This window comes from Bacillus cereus group sp. MYBK79-1 (assembly GCF_051915365.1).
Lineage (GTDB): Bacteria > Bacillota > Bacilli > Bacillales > Bacillaceae_G > Bacillus_A.
Map to the genome: position 1 here is coordinate 776,460 of NZ_JBQAEO010000001.1, position 24,405 is coordinate 800,864.

Here is a 24,405-nt window from a genome sequence, read left to right on the forward strand (position 1 = left end):
AAGTGCCTCCCTTCCTTTTGTCTATATGCTATAAATATGATGCTATTACATTTGCTATTCTTGCTAAAAACCAATCCCATTTACTAATTTTCTCAAAATCTTCTTCCGAAAATTTTTTTGATTTATGAAAGTCTTCTTTTAATCGGTTCCATACATCCGCTGTTACTCCCTTATCATAGATAATACAATTTGACTCCGTATTTAAATAAAAACTTCTATTATCAAAGTTTGCGGTACCAATATCAACAATTTCCCCATCAATGATTGTTACTTTCCCATGAAAAAAACCATTCTGATATTGATAAATCTCCGCTCCAGCATGTAACATGTCTTTCAAATACGGATAGGCAGCTTGTTTTAACAATACTGCATCACTTTTAAATGGTACGAGAATTTTCACATTGACACCGCGGTTTAATGCATCTTTTAACTCTTTCATCATTTCTTTACTTGGTACAAAATATGGCGTAGCAATAACTAAAGACTTTTTAGCCTGTTTTAAAAGCGCTCCATATTTTTTCCATAAACCTTTTCCATCTGAAAATAAATATTGATATTTTACATTCCCTATCGCAGGTGAGCTTTCATGTACAGGCATTTTTTCTCCCGTATCTTCTTTCCAGTCAGTAGCAAATTTTCTTTCCATATCCGTGGCACCATTCCCCTTAACTCGTACATGATAATCACGCCACGGGCCAAATTTTGGATCTTGTCCAAGGTACTCCTTCCCAATATTAAAGCCGCCGATATATGATACTTTTCCGTCAATCGTAACAATGCGTCTATGGTTTCGTTGGTGCAACGAATAGAATACATGTTTCAATTTAAGTTTTTTACTAAACGTAAACTGGACACCATTGCTTTTTAATTGACGAATTATCTTTTTCTTCAGCTTATATCCACCTATTCGATCAACGGACAATTTTACTTCTACTCCACTCGATGCCTTTTTCTCGAGCAACTGCAAAAACTCTTTACTTATTTCATCTTTACCTACAATATAAAAATGGATATATAGGTACTTTTCTGCATTACGTATATCCTCAAATAATTTCTTATATAACTTTTCACCGTTCGTATACAGTTGAAATTCACCTAATCGAACTTGTCCTAATTCAGATTCACTAGCCATTTTCTTCCCCATTTCCACATCGATGTTCATCCAAATGAATACACCTATTAAACAAAGGATTACAACGAAAAAGTGTTTCATGGATATTTTCCTTTCTCCACTTACTGTTATTTCTATATCTTCCCTTTTTTAATACAATATCATTCAAGAAAATATGTCATTACATGATATATGTCCATATCAAACGATGGCTCATTTGCATATTGTATGTTGTATCTTAAAATAAAAGGAGGAAATAACAATGGGCTTCGCACAAGGTAATGGATTCGCGCTATTAGTCGTATTATTTATCCTCTTAATCATCGTCGGTGCTGCTTGCTTCTGCTAAGTAGTTATCGTCATATGATATGTGGATGAAAAAACTATAAAAGCGGACACCTAGTTTTAGGTGTCCGCTTTTCATATGAAAAACATTTCAGTCCGTTATAGTAACTTTAACGACTACATATTCAACTCAAAAAGTTAGTAATGTGGCTACTTTCTTACTCTCCGCCTTACGTATATGACGTTGTTCTGCACGCAACACTGCAATGCGGTATAATTCTTTCTCTTCTTCTGTTTCAGGGATTACTCGCGGCACTGGAACTGGATTATTCTCCTTACTAAGCGCAACAAAAGTAACAAATGATGTTGCTGCTATACGCTTCTCACCTGAAATTAAATCTTCTGCTACTACCTTCACAAATACTTCCATCGATGTTCTACCCGTCCAAATTACAAAGGATTCATAACTAACACAATCTGAAGAGCGAACAGGATGTAAGAAATCTACCCAATCCATAGATGCTGTGACACATTCTTTCCTTGCATGCCTCGTTGCTGAAATAGAAGCAACCATATCCATCTCCGCTAATATCTTTCCACCAAATAGCGTATTGTGATCATTTAAATCTGTTGGAAATACTCGGCTCGTTTTAAACACTCTAGACTCATTAGCTGTTTTACCCTTTACTTCAGTCATTGTTATCACCTCTTTGATTATTTAACCCGCTATTTGCAGGCAGTAAGACTCCCACCATAAAATTCGGCTGGAGCAAAGAAGTTCGGTAAGAGTTCCATTTCCCATTAACACTAGAACGGTATGAGCTTAGTATCACTTCAAGCTTAATATTAACAACATTCAGAACTCTTAGTCCACAAAAAAGAACCGATATTATCAATCGGCTCCTCTAAATACATATTGTTCTTTTGGCGGTTCAACTTTATTCCATTTCGTTACTTCTAATACAGGGATATTCGCATGGAACGGTTGATAAAATTCAGTAGAAATTTCTCCCTCTATTTGAATCCAATCATCGTTTTTCCATTCTACACCTTCTGGCTTTTTCACTAACATACCATATACACCAGAATCCGCTACACAATGTATAATACCGAAACGGAATAAGAAATATTGTTCTTTTTTAGAAGAATCATCTTTGAAAACAAATCCTTTATAAGATAATTGTTTTCCAGTAAACTCGCCTGGATAATTATAAATTGTTTCCATTCCCTTTAAGAAATTTTCATCATTTAAAGTTACACTATCTTTCGTTACAAACTCTTTCTTCCCTTTTTCCATTACACCACGGTATCCTTCTTTTCCGTAATAAATACTCGTGTCTGGTCTTAAGAATTGCCTTCTCATAAATGGATCTGTACTTTCTGCTTGCGCAACAGGAAAATGAAATCCTTTCGCCTTAACGATATCTGAATCTAACGTTGCAATCGGGAAAAACAATCCTGAGACAATTGGAAAACAGAACAATGAGTACGAAAATACTTTTTTCAACCATGTATTCTCATCTTTTGAATGATCGTGCCCGCAATGGCTATGATTACAACTACAATCTTGTTTTCCTTGTTCTTTCTCATGTTCTTTTTGGAATACAATAATAATTTGAACGACTGTTAAAAAGCCTAAAATAATGGCTGCTGTAGTTGATAAATAGGCATACCTCATATTGATATACTTCGTAATATTACCGGAAATATGAAGCTGCGCGATCAAGATTGTAAAACCTAATAATATATACGCTCGAAACATAACCTACCACCCCATCGCATAAATGAGTAGTGAGCTTGCATAAACAACAAGTGTAACTGTAACTGTAACGACAATTACAAATTTCGTTTTAAATGTCGCAAGCATCATAAACATATTTTTAATATCCACCATCGGTCCATATACGAGGAACGCGACAAGTGATGCTGTTGAAAATGTACTTTGGAATGATGAAGCAATAAACGCATCTGCTTCCGAACAAAGTGATAAAATATATGCAAGTCCCATCATAACAGCTGGTGAAGAAAATGGACCTTGTCCAATAGCAAGCAGTGTTGAAGTTTGTACGAACGTTTGAACTGCAGCTGCAATTAACGCACCTAATACTAAATATTTTCCCATCGAGAAAAATTCCTCAACAGCATGCGTACATACATCCCACATTTTTTTACGTAATGGACGCTTATGATTCACTTCTGGGAAGTGATCGTCTCTTAATTGATGTTCTTTAAACATAAATGATAATATAATTCCAACGATAATTGCTACGACAATCGCTACAATAGAACGATACCATACCATGTGCATACTACTCCCAAAGGCAACGTATGTTGCAAATAATACGACTGGATTAATAATTGGCCCAGTTAGCATAAATGCAATCCCCGCATATGGCGGAACTCCTTTTCCGATTAATCTCCTAACAATCGGAACGATTCCACATTCACAACCTGGAAACATCATCCCTAAAAAAGTAGCCATTAAAACAGACAGAAATCGGTTTTTCGGCATCCATTTTGCTACCATATCTTCTGTCACAAACATTTGAATGAATCCTGAAATAAATACACCAATGAGCACAAAAGGAAGTGCTTCGATCAATATAGAGATAAAGATTGTATTCATTTGCAGGAATGCTTTCGGTAATTGAAACAATTCCATGATGTATTTCCTCCAACTTTTCATTAACAATATGTAATTTTAACCCCATTTTATGAATTGGACAAGACTTATACGGAATTCACCTCTTTCATATACATTACATTTTATAAGTTATATTCTATTCAAAATTTGGGATTTCATAGCAAAAAAGCTGCTCTAGCGCAGTTACACAACTATGCTAGAGCAGCTTTTTTATCGTTAAAAGTAACGTTTCTTCCAAAATACAAATGCTAAAGCGCAAGATAATGTTGCACATATTATGAGTACAATTACAAAACCTTGAGCCTCACCTTCAAACGGAACCTTTACGTTCATTCCAAAGAAACTAGAGACCATTGTTGGTAATGATAAAATGATTGTAATAGACGTTAACAGTTTCATAACACTGTTTAAATTATTCGATATAACAGAGCTAAAAGTATTCATCATTCCACTTAGAATATGACTATATATTTCCGCCATTTCAATAGCCTGTTTATTTTCAATTAATACATCTTCTAATAAATCTTGATCGTCTTCATACATTTTTAAAAATGTACTGTTACGCATTAATTTTTGAATTACAATTTTATTCGCCTTTAATGATGTTGTAAAGTAAACTAAACTTTTTTCAAGGCCTAGCAATGTGAAAATCTCTTTATTTTTCATCGACTTATTTAATTGATGCTCTAAATCGATTGTTTTTCTGTTAATTTGCTTTAAGTATCTTAAATAATAAGTAGAAATCGTATATAAGAGCTGAAGTGCAAAGCGTGTCTTTTTAAACGTATAAAATTCTTTAATACGTTGATTAATAAAACGTTCAAAAATTGGGTTTTCTTCTAAACAAATTGTCACAAAGCAATCTGGCATTACAATCATACCTATTGGAATCGTGTCATAAATCGAATTTCCTTCTTCATCATGTCTAACTGTTGGAATATCCACGATTATTAAAGTATTATTGTCTTCCTTTTCAATACGAGAGCGTTCTTCATCATCTAAAGGGTCTTTAATGAAATCTAAGTCTACATTTAAAGTTTGTACTAGATATTGAATTTCTTCTTCTGTTGGATGAAGTACATTAATCCAGCAACCCTTTTGCATTTCCTCAACCTCTTGTAGTTTTCCGTTTCGGTCTGTTAAATAAATATTTAACATACTATCACCCCGATTCTTTTTACATGTAGGAATCTACCTCTCTTAAACAACAGTTTTTGAACCGCCATTCTCAGCATATGAAACATACGTTTAAATTTCAATAGAAAAATTATTTTGAAAACGTTTTTATAAGAAAAATATTCTAAACAAAGAAAAAGACAGAGTGCTCTCTGCCTTAAAAAGCTTATGTTGCCTTTATAACATATTTAGAAAGCATCCACAAGTTAAAGCCAACTGAAATCGTATAACCAGCGTATGTTGAAATAATAAAACTTACATAATCGAAATACGGAAGCAATACAATATTTAAAACTATCTTCACAATAATGCCAATTATTAATCCTAGCACTGTCTTCTGTTGTTGATTAATTCCCTGTAACATCGCAGCTGTTACTGTAAAAAGTGAAAATAGTATACAAGCAGGAGCATAATACTGTAAAATAACGCTCCCCATCTCCGGATCATTTCCAGCGCCAAATAAAAGAGTATATACTGGTTTTGCTAACAACATCATTCCAATTGCCGCGGGTACCGTAATACCTACTACTAATACATTCGTCCTCGTAAAATGTTTGTACAGTAACTTCACATTTCCTGCTGTATAAGCTTTTGTCATCTCAGGTACGAGAGACATACTAAAAGCAGTCGCAACAGAAACAGGAATAAGGACAACCATCTGAACAAGGCCAATTATCGCATTAATCTTCTCCGCTTCCCCTTGCATATATCCTATTTGTATAAGTAGTTTATTTATTGTAAATGTATCAATCGTCTGATACAACGGAATTGCTAAACCTACCACAACAAACGGTATTGAGTATGTAAAGAGCTCCTTATACAGCGAGAAAAAAGATTTCGTTGTTTGCGGTATACTTACCATTTCTTTTTTCTTTAAGTGCTTTCTCCTTCTTACGTAATACGCACTTAAAACTGTTAATCCGCCTATCGCTCCCATAAAGGCACCAAACGTTGAAATACCAACAGCCAGCGAGACTGAAGCTTTTAAAACATATAAAACGACAAAGCTTCCTATCAAAATGGTTAAGACCCGAAAAAATTGTTCTACAACCACACTTAATGCAGAAGGTCCCATCGACTGAAACCCTTGAAAAAAACCTCTTAATAAGCTCATTACCGGCACAAGTATTAATGCAAAACTTACAATTCGAATATTATTTGTGACCGCTGTTACACTATTCCCTGTTTGATCATTCCCATCAATCACTAGTTCAGCTAAATGCGGTGCTAACAAATATAATATAAAACATGAGATTATTCCCATTAAAAGCATAAAAACGATACCACTCTTAAGCACTCTTTTAACCGTATGATAGTCATTCAGTTGATCATATTTTGATACCATTTTCGAAACGGCAAGTGGTAGTCCCATTGTTGCAATACTAAGCATAATAGTATAAGGGCGGTATGCATATGTGTATAACACGTACCCACTCGTACCGACCATTGCTGTAAATGGTATAACATATATAAACCCTAACATTTTAGATATCATCGTTGCCATCGTTAAAAATATCGTTCCACGTATAAACGGTGACCCTTTCATCACATTCCTCCGCTACGCTTTATTATTATACATTATGGACAACTCCTTTTTTTTAGAACCGAACCGAAACAAATAAAAAAAGCCAATGAAAAATCATTGACTTTAACGCGCTGCTTTTTTCTTTTTGAAATACTTTAATCCGAAGTATAAAGCAACAAAGAGAACAGCTCCTATAATTATGTAATGTGTGTAATCAGATGCATACTCTTTAATGTGTCGCCAATTCCCGCCAAGCTTTTCACCTAAGTATATAAACAGTATTGACCATGGAATAATCGCAACTACTGTATACAGTGTAAATAGCTTTAATGGCATTTTAGCTAATCCTGCTGGAATAGAGATTGCATGACGTACGACTGGAATAAAGCGTGCAGAAAAGATTACTCCTGCTCCGTAACGCTTAAACCAATTTTCCGCTATGTCTAAATGGTGTTTATTAATAAGTAGATATTTCCCATATTTCTCTACAACTGGACGTCCTCCATAATATCCAAGCCAATATAAAAAGATTTGAGCTAAAGTACCACCGATTGTTCCAGCAATAACTGCACCGACAAAGCTAATTTTACCATCTGCAACTAAAAATCCCGCATACGAAAGTACAATTTCACTCGGAATAATTTCAATCATTAAAGCTAGCGCTACTCCAAAGTAACCTAAGCTTGCAAAAAATTGCAATAACTGATCTATTATGCTTGCTAACATTTTATTTTCTATCTCCTTTTTCTTCACATACCATCCCATTATTACATAAAGGTTTCAATCTGCCAATATCTTCATTTCAACAATATGATTGGCATAAGCATGATTAATCTATTAATATTTCTTTCTGAGGTTCTTTCATAAAGGCAAACATTTCTTTAATTTGTTCTTCGGTATTTCTAGCAATCGATAAATTAGGCAATTCATTTTCACCAAAGAACTCCACATCTTCTGTTTCAATACTCGTTTTCTTTTCGCCACCAATAATCTTACAGCCAATAAAAATTTTATATACGTGTGTTGCTGAAGGCGATGGTTGATGTTTTTCTTTATCAAATATAGCGAATAGTTTAAAATCATCCACTTCATAACCCGTCTCCTCTATAACTTCTTTTGCTGCTACTTCTGTTGGCGTATAGCCGATATCAGCCCACCCACCTGGCAATGCCCATTTCCCATCACTTTTTTCTTTCACAAATAATAACTTTTCATTTTGAAAAACGACTGCTCTAATATCAACTTTTGGTGTTTGATAGCCTGTCTCATTTGCAAATAACTTCTCTACAACTTCCCAATCTGTCTTCGTGTAATGTGACATCATCGAAATGGAAATATCCCGTAATTGTTGGAAACGTTCTATATCATACACATCCTTAGAATACATTAAACCCGCTTGAGCTATAGATTGTATTTGTTTTGCCCAACCAATCCATTTTATCGTCATGTTTCCACATCCCTATTTTTTATTGAATGAATATTACATCAATTCTATTTATACATCTTTATTATACAAAAAAAGAGATTGATAATGTTCCAATCTCTTTCAAAATTAATCCAATTCACGTAAATGATCTTGTATATATTTTTTTCTTTTATTTATATATTCCTCAATCATATCAGCTTCTTGATCAAATATTTCTAATTTTTCTTTCATATATGGATCTTGTAGTAAATATGGACGAATCGATTCACACAAACCTTCTACTTTCGGCATCATAAACGAAACGGTAAATTGTTCTTCTAATATTTCTTCCAAAATACTTCGATATTGTTTTCTAAATACAGGTATATCTAACAACCTTGCACTTAATGTGTTATAACCTTGAATACGAATGTATTCATGATCAAGTGGTCTCCCTTGTACATCTCGCCCCCAAGTCGCATCATAATCCCACGGTATCACTTCAAATAAATTCGTTGCATCGTTATGATATAGTGCATAGTTATGAACAAAACCATCAAAGTTTTGAGTAAAAATGACGCCAGCTAACCACCTTAAATATTTGTCTACATGCAAAAACTTTCCAATTCCTTTTTCATAAGCTTCCCTTGACAAAGTATTTGCTTGAAATACAAATTCACTCAGTTGTTCTTCACTATTTTCATTCGAATATTTAAATTCATAACCCGCAAAAAGCTCGGTCTTAACATCTTTATCTCTCTCACTCATTAAAGAGAAATTTGCATCATCATCTATCGCATAATAAATAGACCCACTCGGTAATCCTCTATTTTTCAAAAAGTTTTCATCTACTGATTCTAACTGTAAATATACGCCTTGAATTTGACCGTTAATTTTTATAAATACATGTTGTGATTTAGGTGAAAGTACACCAATATCGTGAAAAAAGTCTAAAGATAATTTATTTCGTATGAGAGACGGATCCATAAACTCAGAGTTTAGATGAAACTCTTTCGCACCTTGAAATTTTTTCGGTTTATAGAACATAACATGATAAGATTTTTTCTCAAATTCACGAATATGAGCACCCCGATATACGATATCAATGTCATACTTCTTTTTTCCATAAGTTAATTTTGCTGGCACTGGACTGTCTGACCAAATTTCTCTTTTCAATTCCACTAGGTTCATTGGATGAATAAAAAAATCATATGAAGGTAGCATATTTCCCCATCCCTTCTCAGTTCTCTTCATTCAATGTATGCACTTTGCCTTGTCCATACATCCGCTATCAACCATTTATATAAAATTACACTCTTGTCCTGTTCAGAAAGATGCCTATATACATATCCTGTTAATGAAAAAGAATACCTTTTGACTTTAATACACGATAAGGAGGATTTCTATGAAACGTGATATTAGAAAAGCTGTTGAGGAAATCAAAAGTGCGGGGATGGAAGATTTCTTACATCAAGATCCAAGTACATTTGATTGCGATGATGATTGTACTACAAAAATAGAATGTAGCGACGATTGTAACTGCCCAAGAACAAGATGTACTCACGTGAAACATTGTACGTTCGTTACAAAATGTACTCATGTAAAAAAATGGACATTTGTTACAAAATGTACTCGTGTTCGCGTTCAAAAATGGACATTCGTTACGAAAGTAACACGTAGAAAAGAATGCGTTTTAGTTACAAGACGCACTCGTAGAAAACATTGTACGTTCGTTACAAAATGTGTACGCTTTGAAAAGAAATTTTACTGGACAAAACGATGTTACTGTAAAAAATGCGAGTTCTTCCCGAATGGACACGGTGGCTCTTGTGATGATTCATGGGATCATGGTAAAGACTGTCACGATTATGGACACAAATGGAATAATTGCAAAGGCGGAACTAAATTCCCATCTTGCAACAACAAGAAATTCGATCACTTCTGGTATAAAAAACGTAATCGCTAGTTTTTATGCCTATAAAAAAGGCCGTTTTGCGGCCTTTTTTCGTTTATTGAAAATGACTTATATCTGCAAATTGCTTCACTTCACATTTTCCTTCTTCAAATTCTATTATACTTAGACTAGCACTATGCATAAATGGATCATCCCATACATTTTCTATTTCAACACCTGCAAAATGTCCTACAAGTAATTTGGCCGCTGCCGCATGGGAAACAATTAATATACTTTCTCCTTTATGCTTCTCTAAAAGATGATGTATTCCATCAATTACCCTGTTATGAACAGTCTCAAAATTTTCTCCTGATGTTGACTGAAAAAGATGTGGCTCATACCAAAACAATTCTATATCGTCTGGGTATTGCCTTTCTATATCATCGATTGTTTGTCCTTCCCATATGCCCATGTTAATTTCATAGAAATGCTCGTCCGCGATTATAGGTATATCACGTTCGCCCTTTATTAACTCTGCAGTATGAAGTGTCCTTTCACTCGGACTACTATAAATCGCATGGATAGATAAATCTTTCATTCGATCTCCTAATTTCTTAGCTTGTAGCATCCCATTTTCAGTTAAAGCAGAATTTTTCCGACCTTGCATTCGTTTCGCTACATTCCATTCTGTTTCACCGTGCCTTGTTACGTATACAGTTGTTTTCATTTTGCATTCCCCCTTACCATGTTGGCCTCAATTCCCACGGCTCTACCCGTCCTACAATCCATTCACCACATTTACTCTCAATTCCTTTTATTACACCATCCGATATTTCTTCATGAGTAAGCCATCTGCCGTATGTACCGTCTAATATAAAACCTAATATTATTCTATGATAGCTACATCGCGTACCTCCTATTTTTTGTGCGGTCATGCGCGATGCTTTACTACCTAAAATATGAAAAGTGCTGTATGTTTCAGACGACAAGTCTAATTCTCTACAAATGAGCGATAACGTATCCTTCACACTGGAATGTATCCATGCGACAACTAATGTTATTGGGCCATTCCGCTCAATTGTGCTCTTAATTGCTAACTTTACATCGTCTTCATTATGATAATCTAACGATAGACATGAGATACTTTCTGGTATAGCACTCTCTCGCTTAACATTTTCTAATTTCACTTCATCTCTACCAATAATAGAAACATGAAACTCTTGCTCACAAAGCCACATACACACCCTCTTTAGCATTCCTGTTCCACCAATTACTAGCGCATGCAACTTCTTCCCCCCTTAGTAAAATGTCATATGAGGTTTATCTTCCCTATAATAATTAAGTCGGTCTTGCAATGTCCCTGAATGAAACTCAAATTTGTGGCCATCAGGATCAACAAAATAGATAGACTCACAATCCCTTACATCTCGTTCTCTTCCTTGTAAAATATGAACATCGTTTTCTTCTAATCGCTGCAATAGACGTTCAAAGTCTTTCTGTTCAACTGAAAACGCAATATGCGTATAAGATTGATGAATCTCATTTCTCGGAATATGTGCTTCTTCATTAAGTGCTATCCATACCCCGCATACATAAAAATATGCAAGTTTTCTCCCTTTAACTAATAATTCTCCTTCTAACACTTTTTCGTAAAATGTAATAGAGTTTTCTAAATTAGACACTGAAAAACAAAGATGATTAATTCCTTTTAACAAAATTAGCTCCTCCTTAAACAAACGAAAAGATGAGCGAAAATTCACTCATCTTTTATTATACTATTTCTTTGTAATATATGCCCATTTATAGCTGAAGTCCCCACCAAACGTATGATTTGCAATACCTTTTACATACGGTTTCTCTAAATATGCCGTACTTTGTTGGTACGCAGGAGAAATGGCAGCATCTTCACCAATTAAGATTTTTTCAGCTTCTGCAAGTGCATTCCAACGTGCTTTATCATCTTTTAATAGCTCTCCTTTTGATTTCGCTACTAAATCATCATACTTCGGATTAGAATAATCCATTTCATTAAATGAACTTCCCGTAACGAACATATCAATATAAGTCATTGGATCTGGATAATCCGGACTCCATGCAGATAATGAGAATTCATATTCAAATTTCTTTTCTAACTCTAGCTTCTGCTTATATGGTTGTTGTTTCAAATTCACTTTAATACCAGGTAAGTTTTTCTCTAACTCCTCTTTAATAAAGTCGCCCACTTTTTTACGGCTACCATTATCATCATTTAAAAATTCTACTGTAATTGTATCTTGGCCAAGTTCTTTCTTTGCTTCTTCCCATAATTTTTTTGCTTTTGCTGCATTGTCTTTACTGTCACGGAAATTTTTATTTACAGAACGGAAATCTTTCCCATCTGGTCCTGTTGTAAATTTTTCAGGTACTAAGAAATATGCTGGTAATGATCCGTCATTTAAAATAACATTTGCAATTCCTTTTTTATCATATGCTAGATCAATCGCTTCACGAACTTTTTGGTTTTTAAACGTTGCATTTTTCTGGTTAAAACGCAAGAAATACATACGTGGATCTAACTTCGTTTTAAATTCATCTGGCTTATTCTTTTTATATTTATCAACAAATTCAGAACTTAAAATAACACGGTCTGCTTGATCACTATCATATAAATTTACTCCCGTGCTAGTTTCCTTCACTATATTTACATTAATTTCTTCTAATTTTACTGTATCTTTATCCCAATAATTAGGATTTTTCTTCAATTGATAACTTCGTTCATGTTTCCATTCACTCATCGTAAATGGCCCATTGTATAATAGTTTATCTGCTTCTAATGCATATTTATCCCCTTGTTCTTTCACATATTTTTCATTTAATGGGAAAAATGTTGGGAACGAAGTAAGCTCAAGGAAATATGGTGCTGGTTGTTCTAATTCTACTACTAACGTTTTATCATCCTTTGCTTTTACTCCTAATTGATCTAACGGTAATTCTCCCTTATTTACTTTCTGTGCATTTTTCACATCAAATAAAATAAATGCATACTCAGCTGCTGTTGCTTTATCTAATGCACGTTGCCATGCAAATACAAAATCTTGCGCTCGAACCGGATCGCCATTAGACCACTTTGCGTCTCGTAATTCAAATGTATATGTCGTTTTATCTTCACTAATCTTCACATCTTTTGCCATACCTGGAGTTGGTTTATTATCCTTATCTAAACGATATAACCCTTCCATTGCATTGACAAAGGCACGGAATGATACAGAGTCTGTCGATTTTGATGTATCCATTGAAGGAATTTCTGCTGCTTCTAGTAAGTTTAATACTTGCTTATCTGCTGCCCCCTTACTTGCCTCTTTCTTCGTTGTAGATGCCTTCTCCCCATTTCCGCAACCTGCAACTAATATACTAGTTGATAATGCTACTGCAGCAATCGTTGTTACCTTTCTCTTCATTCTTCCTTCCCCCAATCTATATGTATAAATGAAATCCAGTATAATACATATTATTATACAAAAGATTCAGATTATTTCAAATATTATTTTCGTACATTAAAAAAAAGAAGCGGATAGAGAGTCTTTCCATCCGCTTCTTTTTCTATTTCTTTTACTTGTAATCCATCGTCTATATCAAATGGATTTTGAACTTTAAATATTTCGTCCATTATTTTCAAAAACTCTTCCTCATTTTTAGATTCTCCATTAATCGTCAATGAGTACGGCTCAATCTCGCCCAATTTATAATCAACAACAAATTGGATCTTCACCTTTTTCCTTGGCATATCAGGACTTTCTCCTTGAAACTCTACCAATTCTAATCCTTCGGTGCCACGATAATATACCCAACCTGGATTTCTAAAATAATTTTCAAAAGATTCACCAATTGAAAAGAACGGATATTCATATAGTGAGCCTGCACGAACTTTTTGAATAATATCTCGATCAGTTGGGAAAAAGAAATGGCTGAAAAAAATACTAGCAACTGCTAAAATCGTAACAATTGTTGCTCCCATTTTACTCGTTCCACCACTATCACGAATGAGATACTTCTCAACCGATTCATCTTGAATTTCTCGTGCTTTTATTCGATATATACGCCTTTCTGCAAATTGATAATATAATCCATTCGCAAAAATCGCCATTCCAAATAAAATAAAAACGAGTAATAGAAACGTCAGAGGCACCATATTAATGATTGGTAATGCTACGTTGAAACCCATATAATAAGAAAACGCATCACACGCTACTAATAACAATACAAATAATGCTGCTGGTAAATAGTACTTACGATACCCAAGCCAGCCTACATTGAAAATGGCTGCCCAACCATTCCAGCTCCACCTAGCAATCCGCTTTTCCTCAAGTTCCCATTTCCTTTTGTAATACGAAAATTGTCTCCCTACATACACTTCTAATTCCTTGTCTATTAGTGCGCTTCCTTCACCTTGTTCAGTATGCAAAGTCCGCTGGCAACTTTCACAATTCAACTGATTTCCCTCGCAAAGTTGCCCACAATTTATACATCTCAAAACAATCCCTCTTCCCGTCCATACGTTATTTCAATATACCTTCGTGTTTTAATAACCACTCTTTCCTCCATAAACCACCTGCATATCCAACAAGCTTCCCGCTCTTTCCTATTACACGATGACACGGAACGATAATTGAAATCGGATTACGACTATTCGCTCCTCCTATCGCTCGTACAGCTTTCGTATTTCCAACTTTCTCTGCAATATCTAAATATGAAGCACTTACGCCATACGGAATAGTATAAAGCGCATCCCATACATTTTTTTGAAATACTGTTCCCGCAGCAGCCAACGGGACTGTGAACTCTTTTCTTTTCCCCTTAAAATATTCATCTAGCTCATTTATACATTGATCTATCATTTCATTTGTAATTTCTTCTTGTCTCTCATCAACAAATATAACAGACGTAATTCCTTTATCGTTCGCTGTAATTTCTAGCAAACCTAATTCACTTTCATAATAAGCCTGGTACATATGTCAGCCTCCAATTCAATTCATATTAATTATTGTAACACGAATAGACAAAATTTTTCGTATAAGCGTTTTATTAGAGAAACAAAAACGAGAATGATACAATGTAAGAAAATTCAATCTAGGAGGCTATTGGATGCATTCCGAACTTTTTTCACCTTATACAATTAAGGACGTTACATTAAAAAACCGTATCGTTATGTCACCTATGTGCATGTATTCATCAGAAAAAGAGGATGGCCAAGTAACAAATTTTCATCTCGTTCATTACGGAACAAGAGCTGCCGGTCAAGTTGGTTTAGTTATGATTGAAGCAACGGCCGTGTTACCTGAAGGAAGAATTTCTAACAAAGACTTAGGTATATGGGATGATAGCCTAATTGAAGGCTTACATAAAACGACAACTTTTATACATGATAACGGTGCAAAAGCTGCCATTCAACTCGCTCACGCCGGAAGAAAAGCAGAATTAGAAACGGATGCTCTCGCTCCATCCGCAATTCCATTTAATGAAACAATGAAAATACCAGTAGAAATGAGTATACAGCAAATAAAAAATACTATATTAGCTTTTCAAGAGGCTGCCATACGTTCAAAACAAGCTGGATTTGACGTTATTGAAATACACGGTGCTCACGGTTATCTTATTAATGAATTTCTTTCTCCACTTTCTAATAAACGGACTGATGAATATGGCGGTTCACCTGAAAATCGCTATCGTTTCTTACGTGAAATTATTGACTCAATAAATGAAGTTTGGAACGGACCGTTATTCGTTCGTATTTCAGCAAATGACTATCATCCTGATGGATTAACGGTTCAAGATTACGTTCAGTATACAAAATGGATGAAAGAACAAGGGGTAGATGTAATCGATTGTAGTTCTGGGGCTGTTGTACCGGCACACATCGATGTATATCCCGGGTATCAAGTACAATACGCTAAACATATTAAAGAGCATGCTAACATTGCAACTGGTGCTGTTGGATTGATTACGACTGGGGCACAGGCAGAACAAATTTTAAATAATAACGAAGCAGATTTAATTTTTATCGGACGTGAGTTACTTCGCAATCCTTACTTCCCAAGAATAGCCGCCAATGAACTTGGCTTTGAGTTAGAAGAACCGTATCAATACAAGCGAGCACCGGGGAAAATCCATACGAATAAATAAAACCGAGAATATTATGTACGACTAAATATAGAGAAATTAAAAGTATACTACAAGACAACATATATTATTTCATAATATCGTTTTATGGTGTATCAACATTTTGCTTGATACACCTATTTTTTGTTTTTCACCTCCCTCTTGTTACTACATTTAGCATTAAATTGAAATAACGTTATATAAAAAATTAATTTTAATGAACAAAACAACCATAATCACACTCTAAATATGCGACAAGGTTATAATCCACATTCCATAATATGGATCACAACTGAAGTAACAAAAAAAAAACAATTTCTCAAATTAAGTAGGAAATTGTTTTTTATTATAATAGTATACTGTTTTTAATTCGTTTGTTTCGTTTATAACTCCAACAAATTTAAGTATCCTTTATAAATAGGAACGATGGGCTGGCCATGAACCTTGGAGCTTACGAATTTGTACAATTTGTCCTGTATGATAAGCATCGTGCAAAAGAATGTTCTGATATTGTTGCCAAATTGGAAGAGAAGGGGTAAGTCGCTCTAGTTCTGCTTCTTGAAGGGATATTAATACAGATTGTAAAGCATCATGCACTTGAATTGTTCGTAACACTGTTTGTTGCCAAGCATCCTCATCATTACATCCACCTTGGACAAACGTTTCATCATTATTTTGTGGTGCAACAAATGTTTCATCTTCGTGTAAGCGGGCAAGTAGCCGTTCTTTAAAAGTAAGTAAATGGTTTACATTTTCCCAAATTGTATTACTAGCCCTTCCTTCTGGTTGCCAACATGCTTGTGCAGCGGTAAGATCCTTTAACGCGTCTGATATAGGTGGATACCATGCTTCTTCGTAAAAAACTTGCTTAATTCCATTTTGCAACATTTCTTTTTTACTCATTCGTATATCCTCCTTTTGCAAACCCTCAAAAAGTATGGACTAGTACATATCATTCTTCTCGTTTGTTATTCTATCGTTGTAATTTCATTTGAGTTATAAAAATAGATACCCGTTTCTTCTCGCAATGCAGTGATATACATCCCTTTCGCCACATCTTTCGCTGAAATTGGTTTATACTTTTTGAAAGCCCCTTTAAATATAAAAGGAATGATACGAGATAACTTTTCAGCCATTCGTTCACCGAAACGAAATTCTTGTCGATTTCCTACTAATAAAGATGGCCTAAAAATGTGAATGCCACCTATGACTAACTTTTGTAATTCCTCTTCCATTCTCCCTTTAACTTGCGAATAAAAGAAAAACGATTTAGGATTTGCTCCCATCGAAGACACAACAAGGAAATTTTGCACACCTTGTTTCTCCGCTAGACACGCAGCTCGTAACGTATATTCATAATCTACCTTTTTGAAATTTGCTTTTGTTTTTGCTTTTTTTATTGTTGTTCCTAGACAACTAAATACGTCATCTACAGCAAAAAACTCTTTATATTCCTCTAATACCGAATAATCTACTTGCTTTTGCTGTAACTTCTCATGTTGCCATTGCATTGGTTCTCTTACAAAAATAGTAACCGAATCGTAGTAATCTGATTCAAGTAATAGACGCGTTATCTCTTGTCCAACTAAACCACTTGCACCAAGTACTAACGCTGTTCGCTTATTCATATATGCATATACCTCTTATTTTACTTTTCTCTCCTTCAGTAAAATACAACTTTTAGGAGTTTCCTTTTCTCATTTTACCACAAGTAAAGCACTATGCGTACGCATAGTGCTTTACTCACTCTTTTTTCTCATCTTTCTCTCGTAATTTTGTAACTGTTGATGCATCTCCTAAATTACTTAATAACCTTCTTAAAAAAATTAAGACTAAAGCTAATGGTAATACTACCGCTAATATCAATAAAATAGCTTCCATTAAGTAACCCAAACACTCATCCCCCTCTACACCCTCCTTTCATATATATGAACACAGCGTTGTCACATATGCATGTATTCGCAAAAATAACACATCTATATTTGACAACTTTATAACAAAATCAAATCGGAATGATTATTATTTATTGCAACTTTATAAAAGATGTATTATACTAAGTTCGCAAACTAAAACGTAATTATTCCGTTTTGTATTAAAATGATATTTTTCTTCTAAAATTGGGGAAAATATATTCGTAAAAAAAGAAAAGAGGAGAACTTCATGCCTAAAAGATTGACTATATTTTCATTCTTACTTATTTTCACTTTAATTTTTACTGGCTGCTCAAATACAAAAAAAGGTAATGCCAAGAAAGACGGAAAGCTAACTGTTTATACAACTATTTTTCCTCTTGCTGATTTCGCAAAAAAAATTGGTGGCGACTATGTAACGGTTGAAGCAATTTATCCACCTGGTGCAGATTCTCATACATTTGAACCAAGTCAAAAACAAACAGTAAAAGTTGCAAAAGCCGATTTATTCGTTTATAACGGCGCTGAATTAGAGCCATTTGCTGAAAAAATGGAAAAAGCATTACAAAAAGAAAATGTTAAAATTGTAAATGCATCAAAAGGTATTGAACTGCGTACTTCTACTGAAGAAGAGCATCATGATCACGGAGACGGCCATAAAGAAGATGAACATCATCACGATAAAGACCCACACATTTGGTTAGACCCTACTCTAGCAATGAAACAGGCAGAAAAAATTAAAAATGCACTTGTAGAATTACAACCTGACCATAAACAAGAGTTTGAAAAAAACTTCGCAGCACTTCAAACGAAATTTACTGATTTAGATGATCAATTTAAAGCAGCTGTTGCGAATGCAAAAACGAAAGATATTTTAGTTTCTCATGCGGCTTATGGATACTGGGAGCAACGCTATGGCCTAAAACAAATTGCTATCGCGGGTATTTCAGCTTCTGATGAACCATCTCAAAAACAGCTTGCTGACATTACAAAAACAGTAAAAGAACATAATCTACAATATATTTTATTTGAAACTTTCTCTACTCCAAAAGTAGCATCTGTCATTCAAAAAGAAACGGGTACAAAGGTTTTACGCTTAAATCATCTTGCTACTATTTCTGAAGATGATGCGAAGAGCAATAAAGATTACTTCACTTTAATGGAAGAAAACGTAAACACATTGAAAGAAGCTACTAACTAATCAATTTTTGAAAGAAGCTGAACGATTCATTCAGCTTCTTTTTTTATTTTTTCTTACTTGACTTGACCAAAATAACAAGTAAAATTATCCATATTAGCTTTTAAGCTATATTAATTTAGAAGGTGAGTTGGAATTATGACTCTTCACATTTGTGAAGTAACAGAAAAAAATTGGCGTTCGGTAGCTGCTTTAAACGTCGCAAAAGACCAGCAGCAATTTATTGAAAGCAATGCGTTTTCTCTAGCAGAATCATTATATGAGGGAAACGGAACGTCAGTAGGTTTATATGATGGAGAAACACTTGTAGGATATGCAATGTACGGATGGTATTGGGAAAAACGTAAAAGCGTATGGTTAGATCGCTTTATGATTGACCAACAATATCAAGGAAAAGGATACGCAAAACGTTTCCTTCGTATACTCATTCAATTCTTACAAGATAAATTTGAATGTAAAATAATTTATTTAAGTTTACATCCAGACAACAAACTCGCAATGGGATTATACGAGTCATTTGGCTTCCGCTTAAATGGCGATATTGATGACGAAGGTCCAGTTGTAGGTGTTGTAATGGAGTTACTATTAGATGAACATACAAGCCTGTGAAAACAGGCTTTTTATTATCCTTCTTTTTTTGCAATCTATCATTTTTCCATAAAGTACTTAGTTAATTCCAAAAAATAAGCCTGCAATATATGCAGACTTATTTCACACACTCCTCAAAATGTTCTTGGAACCATTCTTTATTAATATCTTTTCCGATAAACACGACTTCACTTACTCGTTCTTCGCCCTCTTGCCACTCTCTATCGTATGATGCAGCAAACAGTGTATGTACACCCTGGAAAACAATACGTTTATCTACTCCATCAATCGATAAAATTCCTTTGTAGCGATATAAATATTCACCTAGTTCTTGAACGACAGCTGACATCCATTCATTTAGTTTTTGTAAATCTAACGGACGTTCTTCACGTAGTACAAACGATTTTACACCTTCTAGATGATTATGCTCTGTATGAGGATAAATTTGTAACGTATCTTTCGTTTTAAACGTTTGAATTTGTAGTAACGATGGAATATCCACATCACAGTTAGTAGCCTCGATTAACTTTGCAGTCGGATTAATTCCTTGCAGTTCATGTAAGAGATTTTCTTTCTCACTTTCTTCAATTAAATCTAGTTTATTTACTAAAACAACATCAGCAAACGCAATTTGCTCTTTTGCTTCTAGTCCTTTTTCAAAATGTTTATGTATATGATAACTATCTACTACTGTTACAACACCGTTAATTTGGTATGCGGATTGAATAACAGGATCTAAAAAGAATGTTTGAATAATTGGACCTGGATTTGCAAGACCCGTCGTTTCAATTACTAATCCATCAAAGTCCATTTTCCCTTCTGCTTTTACGTCCAGTAATTGTTTTAAAGCGACGAGTAAATCTTCACGTACAGTACAACATAAACATCCATTCGTCATCTCCATAATCTCTTCTTCGACATTCATAATCAGTTGATTATCAATACCAATTTGCCCTATTTCATTTACAATCACTGCTAATTTCTGACCGTGATTCTCTGATAAAATACGATTTAATAATGTCGTTTTCCCTGATCCAAGAAAACCAGTTAATATTGTTACTGGAATCATTCCCTACATCTCCTTATAGCTATATGTTTTTACATTATAGCATATAGAGAAAATCGTTTTTGTAGCAAAACATATTTATTGTATGTCTGAACCTGTAACTATATAATAATATGTAGTAAGAAAGCCTTTTCAAAATATTATTCATTCATCAAGGGGGTACATATAATGGAACGAGTTCAAATGACCGAAACACTAGAATTTTCTCGTATTATTCAAGGTTTTTGGCGTTTAGCAGAATGGAATATGACAAAGCAAGAGTTACTTTCTTTTATGGAAGCTTGTATGGATATGGGGATTACTACTTTCGATCACGCTGATATTTATGGCGGTTATACGTGTGAAGGGCTGTTCGGAGAAGCATTACAACTCAAGCCTTCCTTACGCGAAAACATGCAAATTGTCACAAAATGTGGAATCGCTCCCCCATCAGCTAAATTTCCAGAGCGATATGTTGCGCACTACAATACGAGTGCTGAACATATTATTAAAAGCGCGGAGAAATCATTACAAAACTTACATACAGATTATATTGATGTATTGCTCATTCATCGCCCTGATCCATATATGGATCCAAATGAAGTAGCAGAAGCGTTCTCACGCTTAAAGCAAGAAGGAAAAGTCCGTCACTTCGGTGTATCTAACTTTTTACCTTCACAGTTTAATATGTTAAGTTCCTATTTAGATTTCCCGCTCATTACAAATCAAATTGAAGTATCGGCGATGCAGCTTGAGCATTTCGAAAAAGGGACAATTGATTTATGCCAAGAAAAACGAATCAATCCTATGATTTGGTCACCTCTTGCTGGCGGAGAAATCTTTACTGGTCAATCAGAACGTGCCGTACGTGTACGTGAAACGTTACAAAAGGTTGCTACAGATCTAGATATTACTAGCATAGATACGGTTATGTATGCATGGTTGCTTGCTCATCCAGCTAACATGATGCCAATCGTTGGCTCTGGTAAATTAGATCGTGTTAAAACGGCGGCTCTTGCTACAAAAGTTAACTTAGACCGTCAACAATGGTTTACAATTTTCGAAAGCTCTAATGGACACCCTGTACCATAATGTACAAAAAGAAGAGCCGTTTCTTTACAGCTCTTCTTTTTCATATGTATTTCTAGTCATGGCAAATACACACATATCCCTTAATCCATTTCCATCTACTGCAACACTCGCACTTTCTAACGTACCTTCTAACTTAAAGCCTAATTTCTCAGGTATCGCTCTACTCTTCTTATTTAAAGAATCACAACGAATTTCTACGCGATTTGCTTTCAGTTCAGTGAAAGCGAACTCCGTTATACCTTTCGCAGCCTCTACCATATAACCCTTTCCACTAAATCTCGAATCAATCCAATACCCAATTTCAAATTGAGGTATATCCCAATTAATACGATGTAATCCAGCTGATGCAATAAATTCACCTGTTTCTTTCGAAAAAACTAGTAATCTTAAATCCTCACGCTGCAAAAATTGAATATGCGATTTTCTAATGCTCACTTCTACTTCTTCCTCTGTTTGCTCTTTTTGTGCAAAAGCCATCCATGGTTTTAATTCTTTCATAGAAGCTTGAATTGCATCATATACAAATTTACCGTCACCTGGTTTCGGCATTCGAATAAATAGCCTTTCAGTATAAAATTCAGAAGGAAAATCGAATAATAACGGATTCACTCTCACCACTCCCTATATTTCTTTTATATATAATAATATCCATCTCAAGTTATACAGTAAAGAAATTTCTGAATTTTACACATTTTAATCATTTACCTCTAGAGCAACACGAACTCCAGATTCAATTGCTCCTTGTATCCATCCGTGATATAACGTTGTATGATCTCCAGCAAAGTATAGTCTCCCCTCTGGTTTTATAATTGCTGGTTGTAGTTCAGATTCTTGTCCTGCCTGAAATAGCGCAAAACCTCCAAGTGCATATGGATCCAATGTCCAACTTTTTGATATGCCAGACAAGAACTCATCATATACTTGGCCACCTAATATTGTCGCTAAGTTCTGTAGTGTGTAATAGATACGATCACCTTTTGATAAGCCATCCCATAACAACGCATCATAAGACCATGTATAACTTCCTAACATCATAGCAGGTCCTTTCTCTCCAATTCCATGACTTGGATAATAAGCGTAACGAATTGGCAAATCTGTGATAATCCTGCCACCTAATTGCCCTTGTTCTTCCCAAAATCGACTTTTAAATTGAATTCCTATTTTCGTCGCTGGCATATAATGCAATTCACGAATTGCTTTCCATTTTTCATGAGATATCGAATCAAATGGATCTACTTCCACAAAGCGCATTGTCGAAAATGGAATTGTAATAATAACTACATCCCCTGTAATACTACTATACTCAAAAGTTTCCTCGTCTCGATAGAAAGCTGTCACACCGTTATCGTGTTGATGTAGCTTCATTAATTTTTGATTATATATAATATTTTCTTCTAATTGTGGTAAGAAAGACTTTGGTAATCTATCATTTCCGCCTACTATTTCACAAAATCCACTCTCCTCCTGCATAATGTATAAAAAGCGTAACGTCTCAACAAATGACCTTTCCAAAAAACCTTCTAAATCTAATAGAACACCGATCATCTCTATTGTTACCGGCGAGAAATACGTATGATATTGATAAGGATGATACTTTAAAAATTGTCCTGTAGAGTATCTCCCAAAATCCTTTACTACAATATCCCAATTTTTCTCTGGATTCTTTTTTATAAAATTTATAATTGGCTGTACCGCTAACAATAATAGCTCCTCAGACGTCTTCCCGACTTCATTCATTTCCACAGGATACTTTAATATACTTGGGTCTTTTTCATATTGTTTTAATGTCGTTTTCCGGCCATTTACGTAAATAATATCCGTCTCATTCCTATTAATAAAAGGGCTTACCTGTAGCCCAAATTTTCTTATATATGCCATCGTTAATGTGTGCGAATACGGAATTCTCATTGCCCCAACATCTAAGTACAATCCGGTATCTTCCATTCTAACCGTCTCTATGCGGCCACCTACCCGGTTATTTGCTTCAAAAATCTTCACATCATGTCCTGCAGCCTTTAATAAAGATGCCGAAACTAATCCAGCCATACCGGCTCCTACTACAATAATTTGCTTCGAACGAGTCGTCTTCTTTAACCCTTTATTTATAACTTTTAACGTTTCGTCCATCTCAGTGTTATACATTATATCTTTCTGCACAATTCCACCCCTTACTTCATAAAGTGAAACTATAATCAGTGAGGGGCTCTTCCCCCACTGATTATTAGTTGAACCAATCGGGCTTTTATGGACAGTTAATGCGGGATAAAATGGGCATTAGTGGTTTAGTGCATTTTATTCATAAATTCCCATAAACATAACAACATAACGAGCGGAATATTCACTAAAAGTACATAAGAGTTAGCTTTCACAACTCTTCACACTTCGTATAATATAGCA

Annotated in this window: 27 protein-coding genes; 6 read left to right on the forward strand and 21 right to left on the reverse strand. The window is 34.7% G+C overall.

Annotated elements, in window-relative coordinates; all coding sequences use genetic code 11:
• Positions 1-28: 28 nt before the first annotated feature.
• Positions 29-1,213 carry a cardiolipin synthase gene (gene cls / locus ACTFOB_RS04010; protein ID WP_440024638.1) on the reverse strand — a complete coding sequence of 395 codons (1,185 nt, stop codon included), beginning with the start codon at positions 1,211-1,213 and terminating at the stop codon, positions 29-31.
• Between the two features lie 160 nt (positions 1,214-1,373).
• Here cls and ACTFOB_RS04015 point away from each other — a divergent pair, with 160 nt between their 5' ends.
• Positions 1,374-1,460 carry a YjcZ family sporulation protein gene (locus ACTFOB_RS04015; protein ID WP_071721689.1) on the forward strand — a complete coding sequence of 29 codons (87 nt, stop codon included), beginning with the start codon at positions 1,374-1,376 and terminating at the stop codon, positions 1,458-1,460.
• Positions 1,461-1,586: 126 nt separating this feature from the next.
• Here ACTFOB_RS04015 and ACTFOB_RS04020 read toward each other — a convergent pair whose 3' ends face one another.
• From ACTFOB_RS04020 to cotH, 8 genes are all read right to left on the reverse strand, one after another.
• On the reverse strand, positions 1,587-2,093 hold the full coding sequence (locus tag ACTFOB_RS04020; protein WP_151630696.1) for an acyl-CoA thioesterase: 507 nt from the start codon (positions 2,091-2,093) through the stop codon (positions 1,587-1,589).
• A 195-nt stretch (positions 2,094-2,288) separates the two neighbouring features.
• Positions 2,289-3,158 (reverse strand): TIGR03943 family putative permease subunit, encoded by an 870-nt coding sequence (locus tag ACTFOB_RS04025; protein WP_440024640.1) that lies wholly within the window; start codon positions 3,156-3,158, stop codon positions 2,289-2,291.
• A gap of 3 nt (positions 3,159-3,161) precedes the next feature.
• Positions 3,162-4,058, reverse strand: coding sequence for a permease (locus ACTFOB_RS04030; protein ID WP_151630698.1), 897 nt, complete (start codon positions 4,056-4,058; stop codon positions 3,162-3,164).
• Positions 4,059-4,256: 198 nt separating this feature from the next.
• The gene (locus tag ACTFOB_RS04035) at positions 4,257-5,198 is read right to left on the reverse strand and encodes a magnesium transporter CorA family protein (protein WP_000932394.1); all 942 of its coding nucleotides are present in this window, start codon (positions 5,196-5,198) and stop codon (positions 4,257-4,259) included.
• Positions 5,199-5,382: 184 nt separating this feature from the next.
• A complete protein-coding gene (locus tag ACTFOB_RS04040; protein WP_440024641.1) occupies positions 5,383-6,762 on the reverse strand; it encodes a putative polysaccharide biosynthesis protein in 1,380 nt (459 codons plus the stop codon).
• 102 nt (positions 6,763-6,864) lie between these two features.
• A complete protein-coding gene (locus ACTFOB_RS04045; RefSeq protein WP_000881208.1) occupies positions 6,865-7,467 on the reverse strand; it encodes a DedA family protein in 603 nt (200 codons plus the stop codon).
• A gap of 103 nt (positions 7,468-7,570) precedes the next feature.
• Positions 7,571-8,188 (reverse strand): NUDIX hydrolase N-terminal domain-containing protein, encoded by a 618-nt coding sequence (locus ACTFOB_RS04050; protein ID WP_151630700.1) that lies wholly within the window; start codon positions 8,186-8,188, stop codon positions 7,571-7,573.
• 105 nt (positions 8,189-8,293) lie between these two features.
• Entirely contained in the window at positions 8,294-9,370 is a 1,077-nt protein-coding gene (cotH, locus tag ACTFOB_RS04055) for a spore coat protein CotH (RefSeq protein ID WP_440024804.1), read from the reverse strand.
• A 181-nt stretch (positions 9,371-9,551) separates the two neighbouring features.
• Here cotH and exsB point away from each other — a divergent pair, with 181 nt between their 5' ends.
• Positions 9,552-10,112: an exosporium protein ExsB gene (gene exsB, locus ACTFOB_RS04060; RefSeq protein ID WP_440024642.1), complete on the forward strand. Its 561-nt coding sequence runs from the start codon at positions 9,552-9,554 to the stop codon at positions 10,110-10,112.
• 43 nt (positions 10,113-10,155) lie between these two features.
• On the opposite strand, the gene ACTFOB_RS04065 is transcribed toward exsB, so the two are convergent.
• From ACTFOB_RS04065 to ACTFOB_RS04090, 6 genes are all read right to left on the reverse strand, one after another.
• Positions 10,156-10,767, reverse strand: coding sequence for a phosphoserine phosphatase 1 (locus ACTFOB_RS04065; RefSeq protein WP_151630703.1), 612 nt, complete (start codon positions 10,765-10,767; stop codon positions 10,156-10,158).
• 13 nt (positions 10,768-10,780) lie between these two features.
• Complete coding sequence (locus tag ACTFOB_RS04070; RefSeq protein ID WP_440024643.1) at positions 10,781-11,326, reverse strand: short-chain dehydrogenase; 546 nt, start codon at positions 11,324-11,326, stop codon at positions 10,781-10,783.
• 12 nt (positions 11,327-11,338) lie between these two features.
• Positions 11,339-11,755 (reverse strand): FosBx1 family fosfomycin resistance bacillithiol transferase, encoded by a 417-nt coding sequence (gene fosB / locus ACTFOB_RS04075; protein ID WP_151630705.1) that lies wholly within the window; start codon positions 11,753-11,755, stop codon positions 11,339-11,341.
• A gap of 60 nt (positions 11,756-11,815) precedes the next feature.
• A complete protein-coding gene (locus ACTFOB_RS04080) occupies positions 11,816-13,477 on the reverse strand; it encodes a peptide ABC transporter substrate-binding protein (RefSeq protein ID WP_440024645.1) in 1,662 nt (553 codons plus the stop codon).
• Positions 13,478-13,560: 83 nt separating this feature from the next.
• Positions 13,561-14,550 (reverse strand): DUF2628 domain-containing protein, encoded by a 990-nt coding sequence (locus ACTFOB_RS04085; protein WP_440024646.1) that lies wholly within the window; start codon positions 14,548-14,550, stop codon positions 13,561-13,563.
• A 25-nt stretch (positions 14,551-14,575) separates the two neighbouring features.
• A complete protein-coding gene (locus tag ACTFOB_RS04090) occupies positions 14,576-15,028 on the reverse strand; it encodes a methylated-DNA--[protein]-cysteine S-methyltransferase (protein WP_151630707.1) in 453 nt (150 codons plus the stop codon).
• Between the two features lie 133 nt (positions 15,029-15,161).
• Between ACTFOB_RS04090 and namA the strand changes: the two genes are divergently transcribed.
• Positions 15,162-16,199, forward strand: a complete 1,038-nt coding sequence (namA, locus tag ACTFOB_RS04095) for an NADPH dehydrogenase NamA (protein ID WP_151630708.1) — start codon at positions 15,162-15,164, stop codon at positions 16,197-16,199.
• A 387-nt stretch (positions 16,200-16,586) separates the two neighbouring features.
• Here namA and ACTFOB_RS04100 read toward each other — a convergent pair whose 3' ends face one another.
• The 3 genes from ACTFOB_RS04100 to ACTFOB_RS04110 all read right to left on the reverse strand — a co-directional run bounded on the left by ACTFOB_RS04100 (position 16,587) and on the right by ACTFOB_RS04110 (position 18,068).
• Positions 16,587-17,078, reverse strand: coding sequence for a DinB family protein (locus tag ACTFOB_RS04100; RefSeq protein ID WP_151630709.1), 492 nt, complete (start codon positions 17,076-17,078; stop codon positions 16,587-16,589).
• A 65-nt stretch (positions 17,079-17,143) separates the two neighbouring features.
• Complete coding sequence (locus ACTFOB_RS04105) at positions 17,144-17,803, reverse strand: oxidoreductase (RefSeq protein ID WP_151630710.1); 660 nt, start codon at positions 17,801-17,803, stop codon at positions 17,144-17,146.
• Positions 17,804-17,918: 115 nt separating this feature from the next.
• Positions 17,919-18,068, reverse strand: coding sequence for a hypothetical protein (locus tag ACTFOB_RS04110; RefSeq protein ID WP_192797664.1), 150 nt, complete (start codon positions 18,066-18,068; stop codon positions 17,919-17,921).
• Between the two features lie 267 nt (positions 18,069-18,335).
• Here ACTFOB_RS04110 and ACTFOB_RS04115 point away from each other — a divergent pair, with 267 nt between their 5' ends.
• Positions 18,336-19,286: a metal ABC transporter substrate-binding protein gene (locus tag ACTFOB_RS04115; protein ID WP_151630711.1), complete on the forward strand. Its 951-nt coding sequence runs from the start codon at positions 18,336-18,338 to the stop codon at positions 19,284-19,286.
• A gap of 135 nt (positions 19,287-19,421) precedes the next feature.
• A complete protein-coding gene (locus ACTFOB_RS04120; RefSeq protein ID WP_440024650.1) occupies positions 19,422-19,892 on the forward strand; it encodes a GNAT family N-acetyltransferase in 471 nt (156 codons plus the stop codon).
• A 97-nt stretch (positions 19,893-19,989) separates the two neighbouring features.
• On the opposite strand, the gene ACTFOB_RS04125 is transcribed toward ACTFOB_RS04120, so the two are convergent.
• Positions 19,990-20,940: a CobW family GTP-binding protein gene (locus ACTFOB_RS04125; RefSeq protein ID WP_440024652.1), complete on the reverse strand. Its 951-nt coding sequence runs from the start codon at positions 20,938-20,940 to the stop codon at positions 19,990-19,992.
• A 165-nt stretch (positions 20,941-21,105) separates the two neighbouring features.
• Here ACTFOB_RS04125 and ACTFOB_RS04130 point away from each other — a divergent pair, with 165 nt between their 5' ends.
• Positions 21,106-22,008, forward strand: a complete 903-nt coding sequence (locus tag ACTFOB_RS04130) for an aldo/keto reductase (RefSeq protein ID WP_440024654.1) — start codon at positions 21,106-21,108, stop codon at positions 22,006-22,008.
• 24 nt (positions 22,009-22,032) lie between these two features.
• On the opposite strand, the gene ACTFOB_RS04135 is transcribed toward ACTFOB_RS04130, so the two are convergent.
• Positions 22,033-22,617: a GNAT family N-acetyltransferase gene (locus ACTFOB_RS04135; RefSeq protein WP_151630715.1), complete on the reverse strand. Its 585-nt coding sequence runs from the start codon at positions 22,615-22,617 to the stop codon at positions 22,033-22,035.
• 84 nt (positions 22,618-22,701) lie between these two features.
• Positions 22,702-24,165, reverse strand: a complete 1,464-nt coding sequence (locus tag ACTFOB_RS04140; RefSeq protein ID WP_440024655.1) for a flavin monoamine oxidase family protein — start codon at positions 24,163-24,165, stop codon at positions 22,702-22,704.
• Between the last annotated feature and the right edge of the window lie 240 nt (positions 24,166-24,405).